This window comes from Niallia sp. Man26 (assembly GCF_022049065.2).
Classification (GTDB): domain Bacteria; phylum Bacillota; class Bacilli; order Bacillales; family Cytobacillaceae; genus Niallia.
Window position 1 is genome coordinate 1,986,738 of the sequence record NZ_CP095743.1, and the last position, 20,906, is coordinate 2,007,643.

The window sequence follows — 20,906 nt, forward strand, 5'->3', positions numbered from 1 at the left end:
CCCCTCTTATTAGGATAAGAGGGGTCTGTTATTATGCTTGATTAGATTTCGTTTTTAATACTGCCACTGGTCTTGTTGCCAATGATACAACCGTAAGGACAACTAAGTTAATAATCAAGGCAATAATACCAACGTTGAAGTCCTTAATTGCTTGCGGCAAAAATGGGAACAATGTTCCGACAGTCGTGCCTGAAACTGTCACATAAGTAACCGTGGCAACACCTGCGATAATACCAGCAAACGCTCCTTGTTTCGTAACAAAATTATGTTTCATTAAGCTGAACAATAAGGTCGGAAACAATTGTGTTACAAGGCTGTATCCCATTAACAGCAAAGCAACAAGCGTTCCGCCGCCATTAAATGTAACGATTACGGAAATGAGCGCCACAACAGGTACAAGATAACGGGCCATGCTTGTGACTTGCTTGTCTGTTGCACTTGGTCGTAACACTTTATAAACGTTTTTCGCAAGCAAGGTTGCTGCTGCCATTAGAATCATCGAGCCAGGAACAAGAGCAGTCAAAATACCTGCCGCACCGATAATTCCTACCACCCATGGATCAAATGTCTGGATAGACAAACGAAGCAGTGCTAAATCCGTATCTGCTCCAGTTAATGTTGGCACTTGCAGAATCGCTGCAAAGCCTACGAAGAATACGAATAAAAGGACTAATTGATATAATGGCATGAAAATAGCATTTTTTCGGAAGGCTTTCTCTCCTTGAGAGGAATAAATGGAACCGAATGTATGCGGCCACATATAAAAGCCTAATGCTGTAAGTAAAACAGTTGTTACAAACCAAGAAGAGCTTTGTCCTGAATCAGGCAATGATAAAAAGCCTGCCTTCGCTGTGTCAATTGCTTCAAACATTGGCTGAATCCCGCCATAATAATGGTGCGGAAGATAAATTCCCAAAAATAAGACCACAACAAGAATAAGAATATCCTTCGCAACAGCAGTCCATGCAGAGCCGTGAATACCTGAGACCATTACATAGACGGTTACAACGATAATGCCGATCCAAATCGCCACAGTTGGTGAAATATGGCCATAAGAAGCCTCTGATACAATAATTCCAAGCCCTTTCAGCTGCAGAACAAAATAAGGAATCATCGCAACAAACCCTACAAGCGAAACAAGAATTCCTAAATACGGGCTGTTGTATTTGCTGACGAAAAAGTCTGATTGAGACACAAGCTTGTTGTCTTTTGCGTAGCGCCAGATTTTCGGCAGCAAAAAGTATGACATAATATAAGCAAGAGCACCGTATGAAATAATATAATAGGTTGGGCCGCCTTTACTATATGCCCAGCCGCTTCCTCCAAGGAAGGTGAAGGTTGTATAAATTTCCCCTGCCATCAGCACGAATACTAAAACGGAACCGAATCCTCTTCCTCCTACAGACCATTGTTCTAAATCCATGTCTTTTCCTTTTTTTGCCCGAATACCTAAAAAGATAGATAGTAGCATCGTAGCAAAAATAATTACTAATGCAGCATTCATTCTGTTTCACCTTCTTTATTTTTTGGATCGATTTTATAGATAATTGCCATAATGACAGATGTCAGGACTGTCCATAATACACACCAAAACAGCAGAAATGGCATTCCTAGTACGTATGGTGTCACTTGATTGAATACATAGGCTCCGCCCAGCATGAAAACGAACGGAATCAGCGCCAATACTTTAATCATTTGCTTCCCTTCCTTCTGCTGCTTCTAACAGCTTTAATGCACTGTAAACAAATAAGTTTACGCCCTTTTCAAGGGAGTCTTCATCGATTTCAAAGCGGGCATGGTGATGAGGAAAGTCAGCCCCTTTTTGCGGATTTCCGGCACCTATATAGAAGAATGATCCTTCTGCTACTTGCTGGAATGCAGAAAAATCTTCTCCGCCCATATTTGGCTTCATTCTGTCGATCGCATCGTTGCCATACACTTCTAACACTGTTGCTTCTAACACCTCTGTAACGCGGGCATCATTGATGACAGGTCTGTAGCCGAACTCATATTTAAAGTCGTAAGTCGCTCCATGTGCGTCCGTAATACCTTTGATGACTCTTTCCATTAGCTTTGGAACTTCCTTGCGCAAGTCTGGATCAAAGCTGCGAACTGTTCCGCATATCTCAACAGAACCTGGAATTACATTATGCGTTGTGCCTCCGACGAACTTTGTCACAGACAAAACGAGATTATCAAGAGGATCTGTGTTTCGTGAAACGATATGCTGCAGGTTTGTGACCACTTGAGAAGCAATCGCAATCGAATCAACTGTTTGATGAGGAAGAGCAGCATGTCCTCCTTTGCCGTTGACATTAAGATAGAAGGTATCAGGTGATGCCATCATCGGTCCATAAACGATTCCGATTTTGCCGATTTCAAGTGGAGACCACAAATGGGCGCCAATTACTGTATCAACCTCGTCCATTACTCCTGCTTGGACCATTTCCTCTGCTCCACCTGGGAACAATTCTTCTGCATGCTGGAATAACAAACGGATTTCTCCTTCGATATGGCTTTTAAGGGAGGATAATACCTTTGCTGCACCTAAAAGCATGGCTGTATGTCCATCATGACCGCAAGCATGCATCACGCCAGGATTTTGGGAAGCATATTCACTTTCGTTTTCTTCTTGTATCGGAAGTGCATCCATATCAGCGCGAATGGCAATAACTTTGCCAGGTAGAGCTCCTATAATTCGGCCAACTACACTGGTTTTTGTCGGGCGGGTTAGTTCAATATTGCCAAATGATTTTAATTGGTCATATATATATTGAGACGTTTTTTCCTCTTCAAAGCTTAATTCTGGATGTTGGTGAAGATGGCGGCGCCATGTGACAACCTCTTCCTTCACTGCATCTATGCTTGCTTGTATAAAAGATTTTGTTGCTTCCATTATGTATCACTCCTTTTAGTTTTCATCCAGGCTTTCAATCATGTTTTTCAATACATGCACAGATTGAACACAATCACTAAGTGTTGTCCATTCCTCGGGATTATGGCTAATCCCTTTTCTGCTGCGAGCAAAAATCATCGCAGATGGTACATGCCTTCCTAGAACCATCGCATCATGACCAGCACCGCTTGGTAAAAAGTACGGCTTAATGGCCATTTTTTGCAGTGATTGCTCAAGCAGTTCTTTCATGTCATCTTGTACGAGCATCGGTGAAACTTTCAATGTTTGTTCAAACATAGTCTTGATTCCATGGCTTTCGGAAATAGCTGCAGCTTTTTCAATTGTAAGAGCAACAAGCGCATCTACTTTGTCTTCATAAATGTCACGAATATCAACAAACAACTCAACTCTGCCGGGAATAACATTGACTCCATTCGGATGAACATGCAGCTTCCCAACTGTCGCAACCGCGGTGGAGCTTACCATTTTAGGCAAGGCAGGAATTGCCGCAAGAAGTTCACCTGCTGCTACTAACGCATCCTTTCTGTCATCCATCGGAGTGTTTCCTGCATGGCCGGCTTCTCCTGATAAAGTGATTTTCAGCCAGCTTGGACCTGCTATTCCCGAAACAATTCCGACTGGAAGATTCTCTTTTTCGAGCCGTTTTCCTTGCTCAATATGGACCTCCACATATGCTTTGATTTTAGATAAGTCCCGTTTCGCTTGAAAGAATGTATCAAGTGACAAGCCGTTATTTTCAATAACTGTTTGAAAATTGGCTCCCTCGCTGTCAACTAAGCTGAGTTGATTTTCAACATCTATGTCACCAGTCATTGCTCTGCTTCCAGTCAGACCGCCATTAAATCTTGCTCCCTCTTCATCTGAGAAGATAATCACTTCGTATGGATGAGTCGGTTTGAACCCAGTTTCCCGCCATGCTTCCACTACCTCTAACGCCGCAAGAACACCTAACGGCCCATCAAAATGCCCCCCGTTTGGAACACTGTCAACATGGGAACCAGATAGAATTGCTGGAAGCTCCTCGCCATTACCTGCCAATCTGCCGATGACATTGCCAGCTTCGTCTTGTTTGACAGATAAACCTGCCTCTGTCATCCAGTTAGCAACAAGCTGTTTTGCTAACTTTTCCTCTGCAGAGAAACCGATTCGGTAAGAACCGTTTTCGTCTGTCAAACCAATCTTTGATAATTCATACAGCCTTTGCGCTATTCTTTTACCTGATATGCCCCCATGATCAAGTGTGTGATCATAGTCAGATAACAGAAGTTCGTCCAGCCTGCTTGCTGCTGTTGTATCCATGCTGTACCCCCTCATAATATGTATCATTATTTAGAAATTGTAGAATAGTTTGACAATTATTAATATATCTAAAGCAGACAAATTAATCGTAAGCTTTTTGTCTGTTTTAGATAATGCATCTTAAAAAATAGCGAATTTTTACAACTTTTAGACTAGTGTTTGCCGATGCCTTTCTTTAAATAGTCAAACAAATAAATAGCAAGCTGCAGTTCAAACATTTCCTTGCCTTCAAGGTGTATGCCTAAAATCTCTTTCACGTTTTGCAGTCTGTACTTAATCGTATTTAAATGCACAAAGCACTGCTTCGCTGTTAACGTCATATTTTGTTTATTCTCCATATATACCGCTAATGTAGACAACAAGTCAGTTCCATTTGTTTTATCATAATCAATTAGCGGACCAATCGTGCTTTTTACATATTCACGAATCTCTTCTGGCTCCTGTTTAATAAACAAGCGATAGATGCCAAGCGATTTATAGGAAAGCACTAGTAAATCCTTACTGTTCGTTTTAATATAGTCGGAACAAATTTTTGCTTCTCTGTAGGAGCTTTGAATCTCCTTAATTTTTAAGAATAGCCTGCCGATGCCGACATGGAAGTCAAAGGATATACTTTCAACAAGTTTATCCTTTAACCCATTAAAGAATAGGCTAAACAGTTCTGTTATTTCCTCTTCTGTTTTTCGGTCATGAATCATAACTAACACATCATATTCCATGTTCTTTTCCGAAACTAATACTTTGTAGGGCAGCTTTTTGATTTCCCGAAACAATAAGCGATGAAAATGCTGCTTCTTTCGATTTAATTCCTCAAACTCAAGGAGCTGGTTAGGAATTTGGATATTAATGCATATATATCGATAGTTGTCAGACAGGCCGACAATGCTTTTTTGCGGTCCGGAAAATGAATCCAGCTTCTGACTTAAAAGCTGATCTAATAAGTACCCCTCATATTTATAATAATCAGAGAGCAATCTTTCCTGGCCGATAATTTCCCGCGCGAAAATATTATTGGCAAGGTCAATAGCAAGCAAGTCTAGTGTATCAAGAGAAGCTCGTTCGACGTTAAAGATTGCCAGAATGCCAATAACAATTCTGGCATCTGTTTTAATGGGAATCAGCTTTATTCTCTCTTCTTTACAATATAAACTCCCCTCATTTTGCACCTCATCATTATAAACAGTCATAATCACGTTTCTTTTAGCCGTCCCCATTGCCTCAGCCTGTGTCGAGGAAGAAGAAATAATCTCAAAAAACTCATTATAAACACAAACCTCTTCTTTAATAAGCTGTGTGAGCGTGCCTGTAATTTCTTCTAGACCTTTTTGGTTGATTGAAGCGGTAGCCAATTCAGCATGAATTTTCTTCGATCGCTCTGTATCAGCAAAAAATTTTGCATTTTCAATCGCAATACTGGCCTGTGCGGCGAATGTTTCGAGCAGGAGAAGATGATGGTTTGTGAAATGCACGTTTTCAGAAAAACTGTCAATCGTCAATACACCAATACATTCCTCTTTAGATAAAAGGGGAGCACAAATGGTACTGACAGGATGATAGCGGAATGCGCCAACAGCCTTTTGAAACAGACTTTTATTATCACCTCTAATATTCTCCATCCCTCTCTCTGTTTCTTTTACATGACTGAATATTTGTCCTTTTTTGCTCAAGAATGTTTTGCCTGTCATGCCTTCCCCAGGATGAAGTTTAATTTCCTGCAAGTATGCTAGTTCAACTCCGACACCATTTTTGGCTATAAGCCTGCCTGTCCGTTTATCATATACAAACAGCAATATAGCATCTGCACCATCTATTACATTTAACGTTTCTTTAATCAGCTGCTGGAGCACCTTGTCCAAATCTAATGTAGATGTTAAGACTTGCGCAGCATTTATTAAGCTCAGTAATTGTTTGTCTTTATTCATGATGATGTATCCTCCAACCATAGCGCTAACTTTGTAAAGCACTAGTTCCTTCTATTATTTTAGAATACATATAGGTTTTCTTACAATATGCTGTTAAAGTAAAAACCGCCTTTTATCTGCCAAGACGGTTTTTACAAACTAATTATTTCTGAAAGAAGCCAACAAACTGACTAAAGGATACTGCATCCCCAGTAAGCTGAAAACCTGCATTATTTGCCGCATCATTTGGATTTAGAATACCTAATATAATCTCCTTCCAAATAGATGAACTTGTTGCTACCGTTATATCCGGGTTTGTTAAACATCCTTCCTGAATATCGATAATGCCATTGCGGATGACTAAAATATGCTGCTTCTGATCGTCTGTAATGGTAAGGCTTAGGGAAAGCGCTCGATGCTCGCATTTTTCAGGCTGTAGAAGAATCGTCATTTGCTGAAAGAACGCGCGAATGGGCATTTTTTCAGCATAAGCATAAGCGGAGTGGTTGCTTCGATTGTTTAAAAATGGTACACCGTTTTGCAGCTCTTTCGCTTGAGATAGATAATAAGAGCGATTATTCGAGTTATAAGATCTTAGTCCAAGCTCTGTTAACGCACGAATCTTAACTTGCAACGCTTGATCATTTTCAGGCAATAAAGACAGCAGCATGTCCGCTAATTGTGCTGCCCACTGAAATTCACCATTTTCAACAGCATTTGTTGCTTCCTTCAGCAGCCTGTTATTTCCTCCGGCAAGATCCGCCATTTTTTGGGCAAAAGCACGGGAACTTAATTGTTCCAAATTAGAAGCATTGCCGTCAAACCATCCTAAATAACCGCTGTAAATCGCGCGAACGGATTGGGATATGCTGCCATACAGCTCACGCAGTTCTTCGTATGAAGCTAGAGATTCTGGCAAAGAAATTTCCTCCACTAATTCATCAACCGTTTTTCCTGCATTCATCCCGCGTACCGTGCTGTCATGAATATATTGAATCCCATCTCGGTAAATCGTTAATAATTCAGCGATTTTTTCTTTGCCATATACAGGTTCAGTATGACCAAGCACTAAGTATTCGGCTTGCAGCGCGCGCATTTTATCGAGAGAGTATACCCATTGCAGTACTGGCCGTGGGCTTGTTCCTCTGATCGTATACAGATTCGGAAAAGCTGGATAGTAGTTATCCGCACCAAGCAATACCTTTTCCTCTGGTAGCCAAATAAAGATTTGGTCTTCTGTTTCACCAGGAGCGGAAACTAGCTGTATAACAGTGGAGCCAAACTGCAATTTCACCGCATCTTCAAACACTGTGGTTGGCACCATTATTTTTTTTGTGCCGCTTAGTTTTAAAGCAGGTCCTAAACCACTGTATGGATAATGCTCCGGCTGAAGAAAAACGCCAAATTGTCTTGCCCCCCTTATTTCAAGTATACTATTTAACTGGTTATACTGTGTTTGAATAAAATCGAGCGTAAGCTTGTTGGCATAAATTTCTGTTTTATCGTCTGCAAAAACGGAAGCTCCGTTAATATGATCAGGATGACCATGTGTATAAATAACAGCTATGGTTGGCAATGGCGATATTTTATCAAACTCTTTTTTTACTTCAGCAGCCGTTTCTATTCCTTCGGTTGTATCAACAATAATATTTCCTGCATCTGTTACTATTAAAGTCGAATTCGCCAGTCCATATCCAACTGCGCAATAAATATTTTCAGTAACCTTTTCCACTCTTTTCGTAAACCGTTTTGTATGTTCCTGCAAATACATTAATGCTAGTTCTTTCTCATCCTTGCTTACACTATATTTCATCTTATTTCCTCCTATTTTAAATGAATTCCCATATTATGTTGACCTGGGATTATTTCTTTCTGAGCCGGCCTTGCAAACAATGCAAACAGGACTGCACTAATTATCAGCAGGATTGCCATCGCCTGTATATTTCCGTTAAATCCGGTAAGCGAATCACCAGATGCATCAATCACTTTGCCAAAAATTATTGGCGCAATAATACCTGAGGTTGTCGCTAATCCCATCATAATACCTGACATCAGCCCTTTTCTCTCAGGCATCAAGCTGTTTACAACTTGCGGACCGAGTGTGAAAATAAGCATAATCAGCCCGTTTTCTAAAATTAAAATAAGCGTCATAAGTGCTACAGACTCTGTTATGGTAAAAAAGAAAAATACTATCCCCGCTAACGCAGCACAAATGGATGTAAATAAAACACGGGACAGCCATATATTTTTGCTTCTTTTGAAGATAAAGTCAGAATAAGCGGAGAGTCCGACAGACAAAATTGCTCCTGTCGCACCAGCGGTCGCTTTCATATAGCCCATTACACTTGGTGAGATTCCCTTTACTTCGGTTATGTAAGTTGGACTAAAGACAAGACTGAAGGTGATAACACTATAACCAATAAAGGCAATCATTGTTGTAAATACAAAGGTGGGTGAAAAAATGGTCTTCCTTACATCAGTCCAGACTATTTTGGTTTTTGCAGAAGTTTGTTCTACAGTGTGAGGAGCCTGGAGTCGTCCTAGCCATAACCAGATAAAAACAAACAGCAGGCTCACACCACCTAAAAATAAAAACGTCATTTTCCAGCCTGTTTGAGTGATAAGCCAGATTAAAATCGGAACAGAGACAGCTTTTCCGACTGTATTTCCTAAATTTAGAATCGAAATAGCAAACCCTCTTGATTCTGGAGCAAACCATTTGCTAAGATGGCTGACAGCTGTTGCAAAAAACGGCCCTTCACCAGCACCTAGTAACACACGAGTCATAATTAAAAACGGTAATCCTGCGGCAAACACAGTGATGGACTGGGCAATAGTCCAAATAATTGCCATAATCAGCAGCATCTTTTCTGTTCCAAACCGATCAGACAGAGCCGCTCCGACAATACCAGCGACAGAAAACAGCCAAAAGAATGAACTGCCCACAATGCCCCACTGCTCATAATTGAGCTGCAAATCATTCATGATAGGAACGGCTGATAAGCCAATCACTGTTTTGTCTGCGAAATTAATGACAGCCAGTAAAAACACAGCCCCTAAAATCAACCAACGCATAACTCCTTCCTCCTTTGAAGCATAATCGACAGCAATTTATGGAATCTCCCTTCTACCAATTCCGAGTAAACCATTAAGAAAAGATTGAATAAATTATATAATGTAGTTTATGATTAATAAAATTAAACTTTTTGAAGGTAAGGTAAGGAAAACTTATAGAAGGTGGGAGTCTATGAAGATTGAACAGCTTGAATATGTACTCGAAGTTGCAAAATCAGGAGCAATTTCCAAAGCATCAGAAAACCTGCATGTCACACAATCAGCTGTGAGCCAATCAATCACTGCTCTTGAAAAAGAACTGGGTGTTGTTTTGTTTCACCGTGCCAGAACAGGAACATTGCCTACCATACAAGGCAAAAAAGTAATTCAAAAGGCAGTGGAAATTTTATTAAAAGTAGAGGAATTACGCGAAGAAATAAAAGAGGACTCAAAAGATGTTCAAGGGAAGCTAACATTTGCTTCCATCCCAATCTATATGCCCTATTTACTGGAGCCGCTCGCAGCCTTTAAAGCGGATTATCCAAATGTAGAGATTGAGATTATGGAGCAGGAAACACATGAAATAATCAACGATATTACCCGTTTTGAACTGGACATTGGACTGATAACACTACATGATGGTCTAAAGGATAAAATGGAAAATCTTGATTTTCAGCTTCTAAATAAAGGGGAAATGAAGGTATTCGCACATAAAGATTCGGCCATTTCTGTTAATGATAGCATTGAGCCACAAGCACTCATTAATGAAACGATTGTTATGTATGACGGAGATTATGTAAAATGGTTTGTTCAAAACTTTATTGCTGAATTTGGAAGCTTACAAATATTGTTTACATCGAATAATACGGATGTCATTAAAAAGGCCGTCATTCAAAACATGGCTATCACCTTCTCACCAGAGCTTTACAAGGAAGGAGATACTCTCCTTGTTAATCAAAACGCTATAAAAAAAATGAACATTCTGAATCACCAGCCTGTACATATCGCTTTTGGTTTTGTATATCCTAAGAAGAAGACTCCATCATTGCTTGGTAGAAAATTCATGAAATATATAGAATCAGCAATGTCTCCTAACTAAAAAAACACCACTCCAAAATGGAGTGATGCAGGATTCAATTATTTTGCAAACGTATGGTTACCAATTTTGATTGTCACTTGACGTGAGAAAATCCAATCACTTGTAGATGTTTTTGGGTTATAGAAAAACAGAGAACCTTGTCCGTAGCCTCTTGAAGCAATTGCTTCTGTTACTGCCTTTTTCGACTCTGCATCTGCAGACTCATTTATTGCTCCATTTTGCACAGGTGTGAAGGCATAATAGCCATTGTCTTTTTGGTAGATTACATCTTTAATAGTATCAGGGAAATCTTTGTTATCCAATCTGTTTAAAATAACCGTTGCCACAGCGACTTTCCCTGCATATGGCTCACCTTTAGCTTCTGCAGATACAAGACGTGCCATTAGATCTTTATCAGCTGCTGAGATAGTAGAGTTAGGAATAGTCAGCGATTGACCAGGAATAAGCATGTTGCTTGTAGCATCGTTTGCGCTTTTTATGCTGTTTGCTGAAACACCAAATTTATTTGCAAGAATCCAATAAGTTTCGCCACTTTGGACAACATGATTGGTGGCGGCTTTAGACTGCGTATTAAACCCAAATAAGGAAAGGGCTACTGTTGAAACAATAAGTAGTTTCTTTAAGTTTTTCATAGATTGTTAACCTCCTAGAATCATTCTTTAATACTCTAGTAGGTTAACAGATGTCATATATATATTCATGTGCCAAAATATTACACATGAAAAGAAAAATGCTCGATATCTTGCTGGATAAGTGGTCCGCTCTTTTAAAAAGGCAGGCATTACCAGAAATAATAGCTTCTCTTTCTCTTCTAAGCTCTATTATTACACTATTATTTCGAAATTGTTGCATCGTTTATTCGTTATTTGCTTATATAAACAGATTTAAAATGCTCTACCGTTGGAAAAGGATCATAATAATGGTGAAGCAGCTTTTTCCAGTTCTCATACTCTGCTGATTGCCTAAACCCGATTGTGTGATCTTCAAGCGTCTGCCACCTGACCAACAGCAAGTATTTGCCCACATCTTCCATACAGCGCTGCAATTCATGCTCTATATAGCCTTTTTTGCTTGCAATAATGCTCGATGCTTCAGCAAATGCTTGTTCAAACTCCGACTCCATTCCTTCTTTCACGTTAAGCATGGCTGCTTCCAATATCATTCTTACTGCCCCCAAATTTATTTTAAGTAATTGTGTACTATTCTCTGTGCCTTTCAAGAATCCCTGCACTGATGAGGGGGAAAATATTAAAAGGAAGAGACCCTGTTTTGATATGGTTATAAAAAAGCAGATTTAATAGAAAAAAACACTGAAGTAATATTCAGTGCTTTTAGTGATAATACTGGCTAGTCTGCTCAAGCCATGGATGTAAATGTCTTGGCAATTCTTCCTTCCTTGCTAGCAAGCGTTCAAGTGCTTGTTTACCAGACAGTTTGTTTTTTTCTATATAGAAGCCTGCAATGGCCAGTTCACAGTCAAATCTATAATCATGAACCGTATAATCGACAAACAGCAGATCGTTTGCTGGGAACGGAATTGATTTCCCTTCTGCTGCAAATAAATAGGCAAGCTGATAATTTTTTAATTCTCGATGAATCCGAGCGAGGTGATAAATGGCTTCACCTCTTGATGGTCTATACATCCATGCTTGCTGCAATCGAAATAAAGATAATGCCAGCAATTCTTCCCGCTTAAGATTTACAGAGGAGCGGTTCGCGAGTTGTTCATAAGCAAGACCAATTTTCAGCATGCTGTAATACACTTCCTCCTGCCAGCCGCCTTCTGCTATTCGCTTTTTATACCATTCAATTGCGTTGGAGTAATCCTGCAAATCATAATAAGTTTGTGCTAAATAGAACATATATCTTTGCCAAAGCGGCTTTTGGTTCTCGTCTTGTACAGCCTCTTCGAGCAACCTTTTGTCTCTTTCAAACTTATCTTGTTTGCTTCCGCCATCTTCCTTATCAAGAATGAAAATATTCTCAAGCTTTCCAACAGTTCCTGTGGCAGGAGATTCTTTCAGCTCCCAGTACTCATGTGTCACACCGACGCATTCCCATGAACGTTTTGCATGGATAAGCCGCGTGTTCCAATACTTTAAATCTTGATTCATCTGCATGATTAAATATTGGTCACTTTTTAAGTTATTTACATGAAATGCAAGGGAATTCTGCAGGATCATATCTGCATCCAATAATAAAAGATAATCAGAGTCTGGATAGGCACCTTGTGCCAGATTCACAGACAGTGTTCGGTTATATCCGAAGTTTTGAAATGGAGTATGATGAATCGTACATTCTTTGCCATTATCTTTTGCCCAGTTTTTGATAATTTTAACCGTGTCGTCTGTCGAACCTGTATCACAGATGGAGAGAGAATCAATAATCGCTTCAGCTGAATCTAGGCATCTTGTGATTATTTTAGACTCATTTTTAACAATCATACAAAGTGTAATGCTTTTCGTGAATGCTTCCAATCCCATTTCCTCCTTCAAAGTATCCGCTCCTTTGTCGCTTATATTAAAATATGAACGTTACCTTTTTTCGGAAGTGCTATTATCCTAGCTGTGCTCTAAAGTTGACGGTGAAATCGCTCTCATTTATAATTCAACTTAGGCTCATGGGACATTCTGTAATGTACGTGAACTAACCATAAAGGGGGAAAAATCATGAGAACAATGAAGCTTGGATCAAGCAATTTAGAGGTGCCAGTTGTCTCTGTCGGCTGTATGCGCATCAATTCGCTTGAAGCAAAAGAAGCGGAGCATTTTATTCAAACTGCATTAGAGCAAGGAGCTAATTTTTTTGATCATGCAGATATATATGGCGGCGGAAGCTGTGAGGAGATTTTCGCTGACGCTATACATATGAGTCCTACTGTTCGAGAAAATATTATTTTGCAATCCAAATGCGGAATTCGCAAGGGAATGTTTGATTTTTCCAAAGACCATATCCTCCAATCTGTTGATGGCATCTTACAACGATTAAACACAGAATATCTTGATATTCTTCTTTTACATCGTCCTGATACACTTGTTGAACCAGAAGAAGTAGCAGAAGCTTTTGATATCCTGGAAAGCTCAGGAAAAGTCCGTCATTTTGGTGTATCCAATCAAAATCCAATGCAAATTCAACTATTGCAAAAGTATGTAAAACAACCGATTGTTGCGAATCAGCTTCAATTAAGCATCACAAATTCGACCATGATTTCGAGCGGTTTTAACGTCAATATGGAAAACGAATCGGCCATTAACAGAGACGGCGGAATTCTCGATTTTTGCCGTCTTCATGATATTACTATTCAGCCTTGGTCACCATTCCAATATGGATTTTTTGAAGGCGTATTTTTGGACAATGAAAAATTCCCAGAATTAAATCAAAAAATTAATGAAATTGCAAAAAAATACAATGTCAGCAATACTACTATTGCAATTGCATGGCTGTTACGTCATCCAGCGAAAATGCAGCCAGTGATTGGAACAATGAATCAATCAAGATTGCAGGACTGTATAAAAGCGAGCGATATCACTTTAACTCGTGAAGAATGGTATGAAATTTTCCGCGCAGCAGGAAACATACTTCCATAAATAAAAAATGCAGCTTCCAATCGGAAGCTGCATTTTTTAGGAACGTGGTGCAAACAAAATGATACCAGCACCTAGCAGACAGATACCGGCACCAATCCAATCATAAAAATCGGGTGTTTTATTATCGACACCCCATCCCCAGAGCACAGACAGAATAATAAACACTCCGCCGTAAGCCGCATAAACCTTGCCGAAGGACGGAAATGTTTGAAAGGTGGCAATAACGCCGTAAAGTATAAGTGCTATCGCTCCAATCAAGCCGAAGGAAAGGGGCTTGCCTTCCCTTAACCATAGCCAAATGAGATAGCCGCCGCCAATTTCTGCCAAGCCTGCAATAATAAACATCAGCATGGAATAGAACATAAATGAATAACTCCTAATAAATAATGGTACTTACTCCTTGCCAAATCGTACCATAGCTGCTGCAAAACCTCTATAAAAAACCATAATTTTATGTAATAAGAGACAGATTAATTAACTATCTTATAAACACCATCTTTTTTATATTCCGTGCAAATAAAACAAAACCACATCCCAGTCGGAATGCAGCAGCAGCGATACAAGTTATTCGGGATTAGAATTCTCCTCTTCGTTGGAGTCTGCGAGAATTTTTTTAATTTCTCCAATATCACCTTTAGCATTGATAATTTCAAAAATTTGATTCAATCCTTCGCTCGTTGTATCCTCGTTTTTGCTCATATTCACCCTCCTTTTTACCGATATTGTTCGCTTGCAGCCACCAATTTATGTAATCATAATATTATTTTAATATATTACGTCAAAAAACCTTAAAAGAAACGTTAGTCCCCGTTCTTTTAAGGCAAAAACACAATAGTGATAACAATAGTTCAAGGCATTGTTCTTATGTTATCTATATTTATATCGTCTAAAATGAAGTTTTTTACACTAGGAAAAATTATCCTTATACAATTTTAGTTAGAACGAAAAAAGGCAAGCATATGACTCCAAGCAGTTTTCGCACTATCTATATTGAAACTTTTAGAAAACGGATCACAAAAACCGTGCTTTCCAGCCAACTTAACCTGCTTTACTTCTTTTTTTACTAAAATATCCATCAAGCTAGTAACATCAAACGACTGTTCTTCTTCCGGAAAAACAAGCAAAACAGGACATTTAGGCACAAGTTCTGTATAGTCTCTAATTCTCGATCCATAAAGGCACACCGCTCCATCAATGTCTGCAGTGCTCGAGGAGGCTAACCATGCAGCTGTCGCACCAACACTAAAGCCGACGATAAAAATCTGCTTATATTCCCTTCTATTTTCTGAAGCAAGTTTACATAAACTTGCTCTACTATCTAAAAAGCTGCAGTTAGTATGGAAATGGTGATATGCTTCCTTTTCCTCCGAATAAGAAAAAGCTAGCGGTTCTTTCAACAGATTAGGACATACGACATCAAATCCTGCTTGTGCTACCTGCTCACAAAACGATTTTATATGCTCATTTATTCCATAAATCTCATGTGCAACTATGATTAGATTAGGTTGATTTTGGATGATTTTTATCATTTGGTTCTCCTCGGATTATTCCACTAAACTTTTGAGTCTGCGTTTTTTATAGTCTGTAATACCAATAAGAATGATGGAAGCTAAAAGAATGACCGCTCCTAATATATTTAGTGAAGTTAAAGGAACAGGAAAGAATGGATAAGAAACGATTGCGAGAATAACTGGACTGGCAGCTCTCATGATGTTTGCAATGGAAAAACGGATTCGCTTCAATGCCTCATATAAAAACAAGGTTCCTAAAAACCCTGTCATCAGAGAAGCGGCAGCGGTAAGAGAAACACTTTGAGCAGACACTTGCCAGCTTACAGGAAAAATCAGCAGATAGAGTGCAAGAAGAAAAAATGTCCACAGGCTGTTTGTAAACAGAATCGAGTTAGAATTCCTGCCTTTCTCCATTCGCCATTTTATGAGGACATTGCATAAAGCAAAGAAGAACGTATACAGGAGAGCGCAAATGACTCCTGCAACTGACAGACTTCCGCTGTCTTTAGGTGTAATAAACAGGAAGGTTCCGGCAACAGCAAGGAGAACGAGCATCCATTCTGTTTTTGAGATTTTTTCTCTTAACAAAACAAATGAAAGTAAAACAGCAAATACTGTGTAAAATCGGCCCAGAAAACCGACTTGTACAGGTGAAAGCAAACTTAAGCTCACATACATAAATAAGACACCGAGCACATTGCAGACAGACAACAAGGTCATATCTTTTGAAACATAAAACTTAACTGGTTCTTTACGAAGCATTCCCCAAATAAAACTCGCAATTACAATTGTGCATGCATTAATAAATGCAGCAGCACTGGCTGAAATGGTTTGCAAGCCAAACTTTGCAATTAAAGGCCCAACCCCCATCATTAATATAGAAGCTATATTATAACCATATCCTTTCACACATTTTTTCCTCCTCTGCTAAAAATAGACGAGCTGTTTACGTACAAGTCCTTTAAAAAATAGTATTCAATTAAGAAAAAAACGTTCGAGAAAACGCTATCATTTATACCTATTCTAACGCCTTAAGTCTCAGGAGTGGCAGCGGAAAAATCCAGCTGTCATTTAGACAGCTGGATTTTATGTATCTGTGCTTATCTCATCCCATGTTTGATCCATGTAATGAACAAGCCAGTTTAAGGCATAATGCCTTTCATAAACAACTCCCTCATCAAAGACAGCAGGAATTTCGGTTCCGTTTAGCTGTGCATCACGGACTGCCCAATGAGCACGATAAATAAAATCAAGCTCATCCAATATCATACTCTTTGGTTTAAGTTCGGCCTTATGAAGAAGCTCTGTCCGCGAGCTTTCCAGGATCATTTCCAACAACAGATCTACATCACATGTTTGATCAGGCATTCCTAATTCCGGAACGAGATCAATGGACCACATCAAAATCCAAATACATTCAAGCTTCCAAGAAAAATTAATTTTAGCTTGCTCTGGCAAGATCGCTGCCATCATAAACTGACGTTCTTCGTTTGTAAACAAAGCAGCAGCCTGAAATTCTTCCGTTGTTTCCTCCAAAAAATCATCAGGTGCTCCCAGTGCCTTAGCAGCGGCTATAGTCAAAGGAATTATGCGGTCTACAATCTCTTCTTTAGTACGAACTTCTGTATATTGCTCTGCCTCGACATAGGGCAGGTGCTTATTAACAGGCACAGATAATCTTTGCAATTGCTCTTCTGATTTTCTTTTGCGGAGCATATGGCTGGTCATCATCCACCAACTTTCTTTCATCAAAAAATTTATTCTATGTACATTACGTACCCAATAAATAATTCGACAGTAACATACCATTTCCTTTTTTTACTTGAATCAAATATAGATAACTGACTTATGAATAATTAGTGCTGATTAATGAAAATATATTCAAGTAGATAAAAGATTAAGACCTGATTTTTTATAGGTGATGGGAGTTTTCATATGCATCTTCTGCTATCCATTATTCTTATATCAATCTGCTTTTTCAGAAAAGATTGGAAGAAAATCCACCACTATCATCTTACCATCCTGTATGTTATCATCTGTGACTTATTATATAATCTACTTTGCGCAGACAAGCTCCTATGGAAATACAATCCTGATTTCTTTCATGATTATCCTGTTCTTGTTGACATCTTGCACAGTTTTATAAATCTGCCGTCCATAACGCTTTTATTCTTGGCTAATTACCCTAATAAAAGAGGATACTTCAGACAAATTAAATATATTTTACAATGGATTGCTGGTTCATTAGTAATTGAATCACTTTTTCTATATTTTAATCGTATTGAATTAATAAACGGCTATAAGGCGTGGATGGAAATACTTTTTTACACGGTTATGTATGTAATGCTTCGTCTCCATCATCTACGGCCGTTGGTAAGCTATCTTCTCTCAGCTGTTATTATTATCTTTTTGATATTGTTTTTTAAGATTCCTTTAACATCATAAAAACAGTCTTTATAGCTAATATTCTTCCAGAATTTATTATACATGCTTCCTTCAAAAACCGTACATGATATAGTCAAGGAGGTGAATCACAATGGCAAATCGCAGTAATGGTAATAGCAGCAACAATCTTCTTGTACCTGGTGCTGAGTCCGCACTAGAACAAATGAAGTATGAGATTGCACAAGAGTTTGGTGTTCAACTTGGCGCTGAAACAGTAGCTCGTGCCAATGGTTCTGTTGGTGGAGAAATTACAAAACGTCTTGTTGCAACAGCTCAATCACAATTGGCTGGTCAATCTGGCAACGTAATTCGCTAACAACTTCATATAATGGAATAAGGCTATCTTCTAATATGGAAGATAGCCTTTTTTATATTCAACTTTATTAAAGCTCCATTTTAGGAGGTTCTTCCATCCATCCTTTTTCCATCATCAGTTTGGCACCCTCCATCGTATACTCAAATGCATCCTTTGCAAAGATTGCAGACTTGGCAATAACGTCATTTCGCAGGATAAATGCAGAGCTGAAACCTTGCCCGCCAATGCTGAACCCGCCTAATAAATATGTACAATATAGCATCAGTCTTTCAGAAAACGGTGCTTCTGTTGAAGAAGTTAGTAGCCCGCCAGGTAATGTTGGAGAAGGGATATTGTTTTCCACTAATATTTTTTCTGTTCCTTGCAGAATTTCTTCTGATAACTGCTGACCTTTAGTAAAATATTGTTTTGCTTCTCTATCTGTAGAACATTGAGCAAATGCTTTCATCAGCTGCATACCAAACAGATTTGTTTCAACAGAATGATGCAGCAGTCCATACTCCACTGTGTTTAACTGTCTTTTTTGGCCGAGAAGATTCGTTCCTTTCATATAGGACGTATCACTGATGAAATCAACGGAATTTGGCATTTTAATTGTAGTTGGCAGCTGCAAAAACTCCTTGGCCAGCAAGTAATCAGTGAAATGCCGGTAATACATATGCGTTAATTCCGTCAACTCTCTGTAAAAGTTGATTATTTCATCTCGATAGGAAATGGTTGTATGAAGAACATACATCCCCATGCTAATCTCCTTTAATATCCGGCAAAACATTACATCAAAACCATTCGTGAAAAGAGCAGGTGCATGTTCATTGATATCTTCTTTAGTAAAGCCGCTTGGTAGAGCAGCACCGCCGTCTTTAATCATGATTTCCATTTCTTCTACTTTCTTTTCCAGCTTTTCGTATAACCCGGACATCAAGCTTTTCGCCTTATTGTCTTCAGCATGCTGGATAAGATGCTCTAAAATCCGTAAAATCATTGTTTTCTTATGGTAGGTTGTCCATAATGCTCCAAGTTCGACAGAGGTCAATAGATCATTTTTCATCTGTTTTATGCTCCTTCAAAACACTTGAGAAATTTAGTTCGGTAGCATTAGTATTTGCTGGGAAACCAATTCTATACCATAATATTCATATATAACCAGAAAATATTTAATCTAAAAGCAGCTTTTATTTCCATTCGCTTTAAAACCATTTCCAAACTTTTTAACAGCCCACACATGATGGGCATGATGCAGATATTTCTCACAATCTTCGATATCAAGCCATTTAGTAGTATAATCCTGTTCAAGTGGTTTTTTCTTTTGTGCAGTCAGAGCAGCATAATAAAAGTGCCCGTCATTATGGATAGGAGCACCACTTGGAGAAAGAAAATACATATCAGCACGTCCGATGTATTGAGCATTTGCTATTGTAAAGCCAGTTTCCTCCAGCAGCTCTCTTTCTAAACACTGCAGATTCGTTTCACCCTCTCTTGTTCCCCCACCAGGCAGGAAATAATGACCGCGAGGATTTATAACTGTAAGCAAGCTTCCATCTTTAATTATGACTGCATATACAGCTTTACGGTACCGATACTTTAATGTTGAGTTGCGAGCACCAAATATTACTCCCATTTAACATCACTCCTTATATCATTTAACTTTCTATATTGTGATGTCTGCCCATGACAATTGTGCTGTAAAAACGTCCATCAGCTAATCGTTTATCATTCTTTAATATTCCTTCTACTTCAAAGCCGTGCTTCGTATACATGCTGATCGCTTTCTGATTTGTCTCAAGTACAGACAATGATAGCTTTTTTAATGGGATGCTATCAGCCCACTCGATTGTGCTCTTCAATAAAAGTGTGCCAATTCCGCAACCCCAAAATTCCTTTAACACACAGATCCCAAATTCAGCACGATGGGTTGTTCTTTTAAGCGCGCCGCCCTCGCATCTTGAAAAACCGACAAGCCTACCAGCCGTCTCAGCAACCAAAAACAAGCTGTTATTCGCAATAGTATCCTCATTTATCACTTTCTTAAATGCTGCTTCATCCAAAAAGGCCTCTCCCTTTTCTCTATCCATATTTTCCGTTTCTCCGTCAATCTGCAGCCGCAAATTTGATAAGCTTGCTGCATCCTTTTCTTCTGCTGTTCTAATCGAAAAAGCTAGATTATTTCGTTCATATTGCTTTTCAGCTAGTTTCATTTGTACAAACACCCCTCTATAAAAATAGGAACATGAAAAAAAGGCTCCTGAAGTCTGAGCCTACGTTAATAATTTTTAGTTTTTAGTTGAGTTTACTACCCTGTTACCATTTATAATGAGATTGTATTCCACTTTTACCAATCCGAGAAACGCAGTACAATTATATTTTCTAAAAATTGTAAAGTTCAGCATAGAAAAAAGCTCCCGCATTCGGAAGCTTTACTCATTTTTTTCCTTTATTTGTTCACGAATCTGCTCCAATTCCTTCAATGATAGCTTATTGAGGGACTTTTTGATTTCTTCTTCCACGACTTTTCTGTTGCTTTCCTTATATTCATCCCACCACTCTTTTAAGCCTTTTGTATTATCAAGTAAATAAGACACATCGATTTCTTCTACTTCATCATCGGAGATGTAGGTCATCACTGCCGCTAGTAATCGATTAAGCTCCGCTATTTTATCCTTATGCTCCTCTTTATGCAGTGCTACTACTTTCGATTCTGTTTCAGCCGCTGCGTCTTCCTTGTCAGCTTCATGTTTCTTCGGCATCGTAAAGCCCCCTTGAATCATTTTGCCGTTAGT

The 20,906-nt window shown here is 38.9% G+C and carries 23 protein-coding genes; 4 read left to right on the forward strand and 19 right to left on the reverse strand.

The annotated features are described in order from the left end of the window. Positions 1 to 31 precede the first annotated feature (31 nt). The 7 genes from L8T27_RS10050 to L8T27_RS10080 form a co-directional block, all read right to left on the reverse strand. Complete coding sequence (locus L8T27_RS10050) at positions 32 to 1,504, reverse strand: sodium:solute symporter family protein (protein ID WP_233313815.1); 1,473 nt, start codon at positions 1,502 to 1,504, stop codon at positions 32 to 34. Beyond that, a complete protein-coding gene (locus L8T27_RS10055) occupies positions 1,501 to 1,695 on the reverse strand; it encodes a DUF3311 domain-containing protein (protein ID WP_233313814.1) in 195 nt (64 codons plus the stop codon). The genes L8T27_RS10050 and L8T27_RS10055 overlap by 4 nt, the downstream gene beginning before the upstream one ends. Continuing rightward, positions 1,688 to 2,896: a M20 family metallopeptidase gene (locus L8T27_RS10060; protein ID WP_237941443.1), complete on the reverse strand. Its 1,209-nt coding sequence runs from the start codon at positions 2,894 to 2,896 to the stop codon at positions 1,688 to 1,690. The genes L8T27_RS10055 and L8T27_RS10060 overlap by 8 nt, the downstream gene beginning before the upstream one ends. 15 nt (positions 2,897 to 2,911) lie before the next feature. After that, entirely contained in the window at positions 2,912 to 4,216 is a 1,305-nt protein-coding gene (locus L8T27_RS10065; RefSeq protein ID WP_237941444.1) for a Zn-dependent hydrolase, read from the reverse strand. Between the two features lie 152 nt (positions 4,217 to 4,368). Continuing rightward, on the reverse strand, positions 4,369 to 6,138 hold the full coding sequence (locus tag L8T27_RS10070; protein ID WP_237941445.1) for a helix-turn-helix domain-containing protein: 1,770 nt from the start codon (positions 6,136 to 6,138) through the stop codon (positions 4,369 to 4,371). Between the two features lie 142 nt (positions 6,139 to 6,280). Beyond that, positions 6,281 to 7,930, reverse strand: a complete 1,650-nt coding sequence (locus tag L8T27_RS10075) for an alkyl sulfatase dimerization domain-containing protein (RefSeq protein ID WP_237941446.1) — start codon at positions 7,928 to 7,930, stop codon at positions 6,281 to 6,283. An 11-nt stretch (positions 7,931 to 7,941) separates the two neighbouring features. Continuing rightward, complete coding sequence (locus L8T27_RS10080) at positions 7,942 to 9,192, reverse strand: MFS transporter (protein ID WP_237941447.1); 1,251 nt, start codon at positions 9,190 to 9,192, stop codon at positions 7,942 to 7,944. A 172-nt stretch (positions 9,193 to 9,364) separates the two neighbouring features. On the opposite strand from L8T27_RS10080, the gene L8T27_RS10085 reads away from it, so the two are divergent. Next, complete coding sequence (locus L8T27_RS10085) at positions 9,365 to 10,270, forward strand: LysR family transcriptional regulator (protein ID WP_233313808.1); 906 nt, start codon at positions 9,365 to 9,367, stop codon at positions 10,268 to 10,270. Between the two features lie 38 nt (positions 10,271 to 10,308). Here L8T27_RS10085 and L8T27_RS10090 read toward each other — a convergent pair whose 3' ends face one another. The 3 genes from L8T27_RS10090 to L8T27_RS10100 all read right to left on the reverse strand — a co-directional run bounded on the left by L8T27_RS10090 (position 10,309) and on the right by L8T27_RS10100 (position 12,753). Continuing rightward, a complete protein-coding gene (locus L8T27_RS10090; RefSeq protein ID WP_233313807.1) occupies positions 10,309 to 10,902 on the reverse strand; it encodes a cell wall hydrolase in 594 nt (197 codons plus the stop codon). 230 nt (positions 10,903 to 11,132) lie between these two features. Then, complete coding sequence (locus L8T27_RS10095; protein WP_233313806.1) at positions 11,133 to 11,432, reverse strand: antibiotic biosynthesis monooxygenase family protein; 300 nt, start codon at positions 11,430 to 11,432, stop codon at positions 11,133 to 11,135. A gap of 169 nt (positions 11,433 to 11,601) precedes the next feature. Continuing rightward, complete coding sequence (locus L8T27_RS10100; protein ID WP_233314751.1) at positions 11,602 to 12,753, reverse strand: tetratricopeptide repeat-containing glycosyltransferase; 1,152 nt, start codon at positions 12,751 to 12,753, stop codon at positions 11,602 to 11,604. 186 nt (positions 12,754 to 12,939) lie between these two features. Here L8T27_RS10100 and L8T27_RS10105 point away from each other — a divergent pair, with 186 nt between their 5' ends. After that, complete coding sequence (locus L8T27_RS10105) at positions 12,940 to 13,857, forward strand: aldo/keto reductase (protein ID WP_233313805.1); 918 nt, start codon at positions 12,940 to 12,942, stop codon at positions 13,855 to 13,857. Positions 13,858 to 13,893: 36 nt separating this feature from the next. Here the strand turns inward: L8T27_RS10105 and L8T27_RS10110 are convergent, their stop codons facing one another. The 5 genes from L8T27_RS10110 to L8T27_RS10125 all read right to left on the reverse strand — a co-directional run bounded on the left by L8T27_RS10110 (position 13,894) and on the right by L8T27_RS10125 (position 17,117). Beyond that, positions 13,894 to 14,220 (reverse strand): YnfA family protein, encoded by a 327-nt coding sequence (locus L8T27_RS10110; RefSeq protein ID WP_237941448.1) that lies wholly within the window; start codon positions 14,218 to 14,220, stop codon positions 13,894 to 13,896. Positions 14,221 to 14,421: 201 nt separating this feature from the next. Further along, positions 14,422 to 14,556 carry a hypothetical protein gene (locus L8T27_RS28675; protein ID WP_267913278.1) on the reverse strand — a complete coding sequence of 45 codons (135 nt, stop codon included), beginning with the start codon at positions 14,554 to 14,556 and terminating at the stop codon, positions 14,422 to 14,424. 233 nt (positions 14,557 to 14,789) lie between these two features. Further along, the gene (locus tag L8T27_RS10115; RefSeq protein ID WP_233313803.1) at positions 14,790 to 15,386 is read right to left on the reverse strand and encodes a dienelactone hydrolase family protein; all 597 of its coding nucleotides are present in this window, start codon (positions 15,384 to 15,386) and stop codon (positions 14,790 to 14,792) included. Positions 15,387 to 15,401: 15 nt separating this feature from the next. After that, entirely contained in the window at positions 15,402 to 16,277 is an 876-nt protein-coding gene (locus tag L8T27_RS10120) for a DMT family transporter (RefSeq protein ID WP_233313802.1), read from the reverse strand. Positions 16,278 to 16,454: 177 nt separating this feature from the next. Beyond that, the gene (locus L8T27_RS10125; protein WP_233313801.1) at positions 16,455 to 17,117 is read right to left on the reverse strand and encodes a DUF4272 domain-containing protein; all 663 of its coding nucleotides are present in this window, start codon (positions 17,115 to 17,117) and stop codon (positions 16,455 to 16,457) included. Between the two features lie 186 nt (positions 17,118 to 17,303). Between L8T27_RS10125 and L8T27_RS10130 the strand changes: the two genes are divergently transcribed. Both L8T27_RS10130 and L8T27_RS10135 read left to right on the forward strand, forming a co-directional pair. Beyond that, the gene (locus L8T27_RS10130; protein WP_233313800.1) at positions 17,304 to 17,813 is read left to right on the forward strand and encodes a CBO0543 family protein; all 510 of its coding nucleotides are present in this window, start codon (positions 17,304 to 17,306) and stop codon (positions 17,811 to 17,813) included. A 91-nt stretch (positions 17,814 to 17,904) separates the two neighbouring features. Then, the gene (locus tag L8T27_RS10135; RefSeq protein ID WP_233313799.1) at positions 17,905 to 18,129 is read left to right on the forward strand and encodes an alpha/beta-type small acid-soluble spore protein; all 225 of its coding nucleotides are present in this window, start codon (positions 17,905 to 17,907) and stop codon (positions 18,127 to 18,129) included. Between the two features lie 67 nt (positions 18,130 to 18,196). Here the strand turns inward: L8T27_RS10135 and L8T27_RS10140 are convergent, their stop codons facing one another. The 4 genes from L8T27_RS10140 to L8T27_RS10155 form a co-directional block, all read right to left on the reverse strand. Beyond that, entirely contained in the window at positions 18,197 to 19,177 is a 981-nt protein-coding gene (locus L8T27_RS10140; RefSeq protein WP_233313798.1) for a DUF3231 family protein, read from the reverse strand. A 111-nt stretch (positions 19,178 to 19,288) separates the two neighbouring features. After that, the gene (locus tag L8T27_RS10145) at positions 19,289 to 19,747 is read right to left on the reverse strand and encodes an NUDIX domain-containing protein (protein WP_233313797.1); all 459 of its coding nucleotides are present in this window, start codon (positions 19,745 to 19,747) and stop codon (positions 19,289 to 19,291) included. A gap of 22 nt (positions 19,748 to 19,769) precedes the next feature. After that, the gene (locus L8T27_RS10150; protein ID WP_237941449.1) at positions 19,770 to 20,324 is read right to left on the reverse strand and encodes a GNAT family N-acetyltransferase; all 555 of its coding nucleotides are present in this window, start codon (positions 20,322 to 20,324) and stop codon (positions 19,770 to 19,772) included. 219 nt (positions 20,325 to 20,543) lie between these two features. Next, on the reverse strand, positions 20,544 to 20,873 hold the full coding sequence (locus L8T27_RS10155) for a hypothetical protein (protein ID WP_233313795.1): 330 nt from the start codon (positions 20,871 to 20,873) through the stop codon (positions 20,544 to 20,546). Between the last annotated feature and the right edge of the window lie 33 nt (positions 20,874 to 20,906).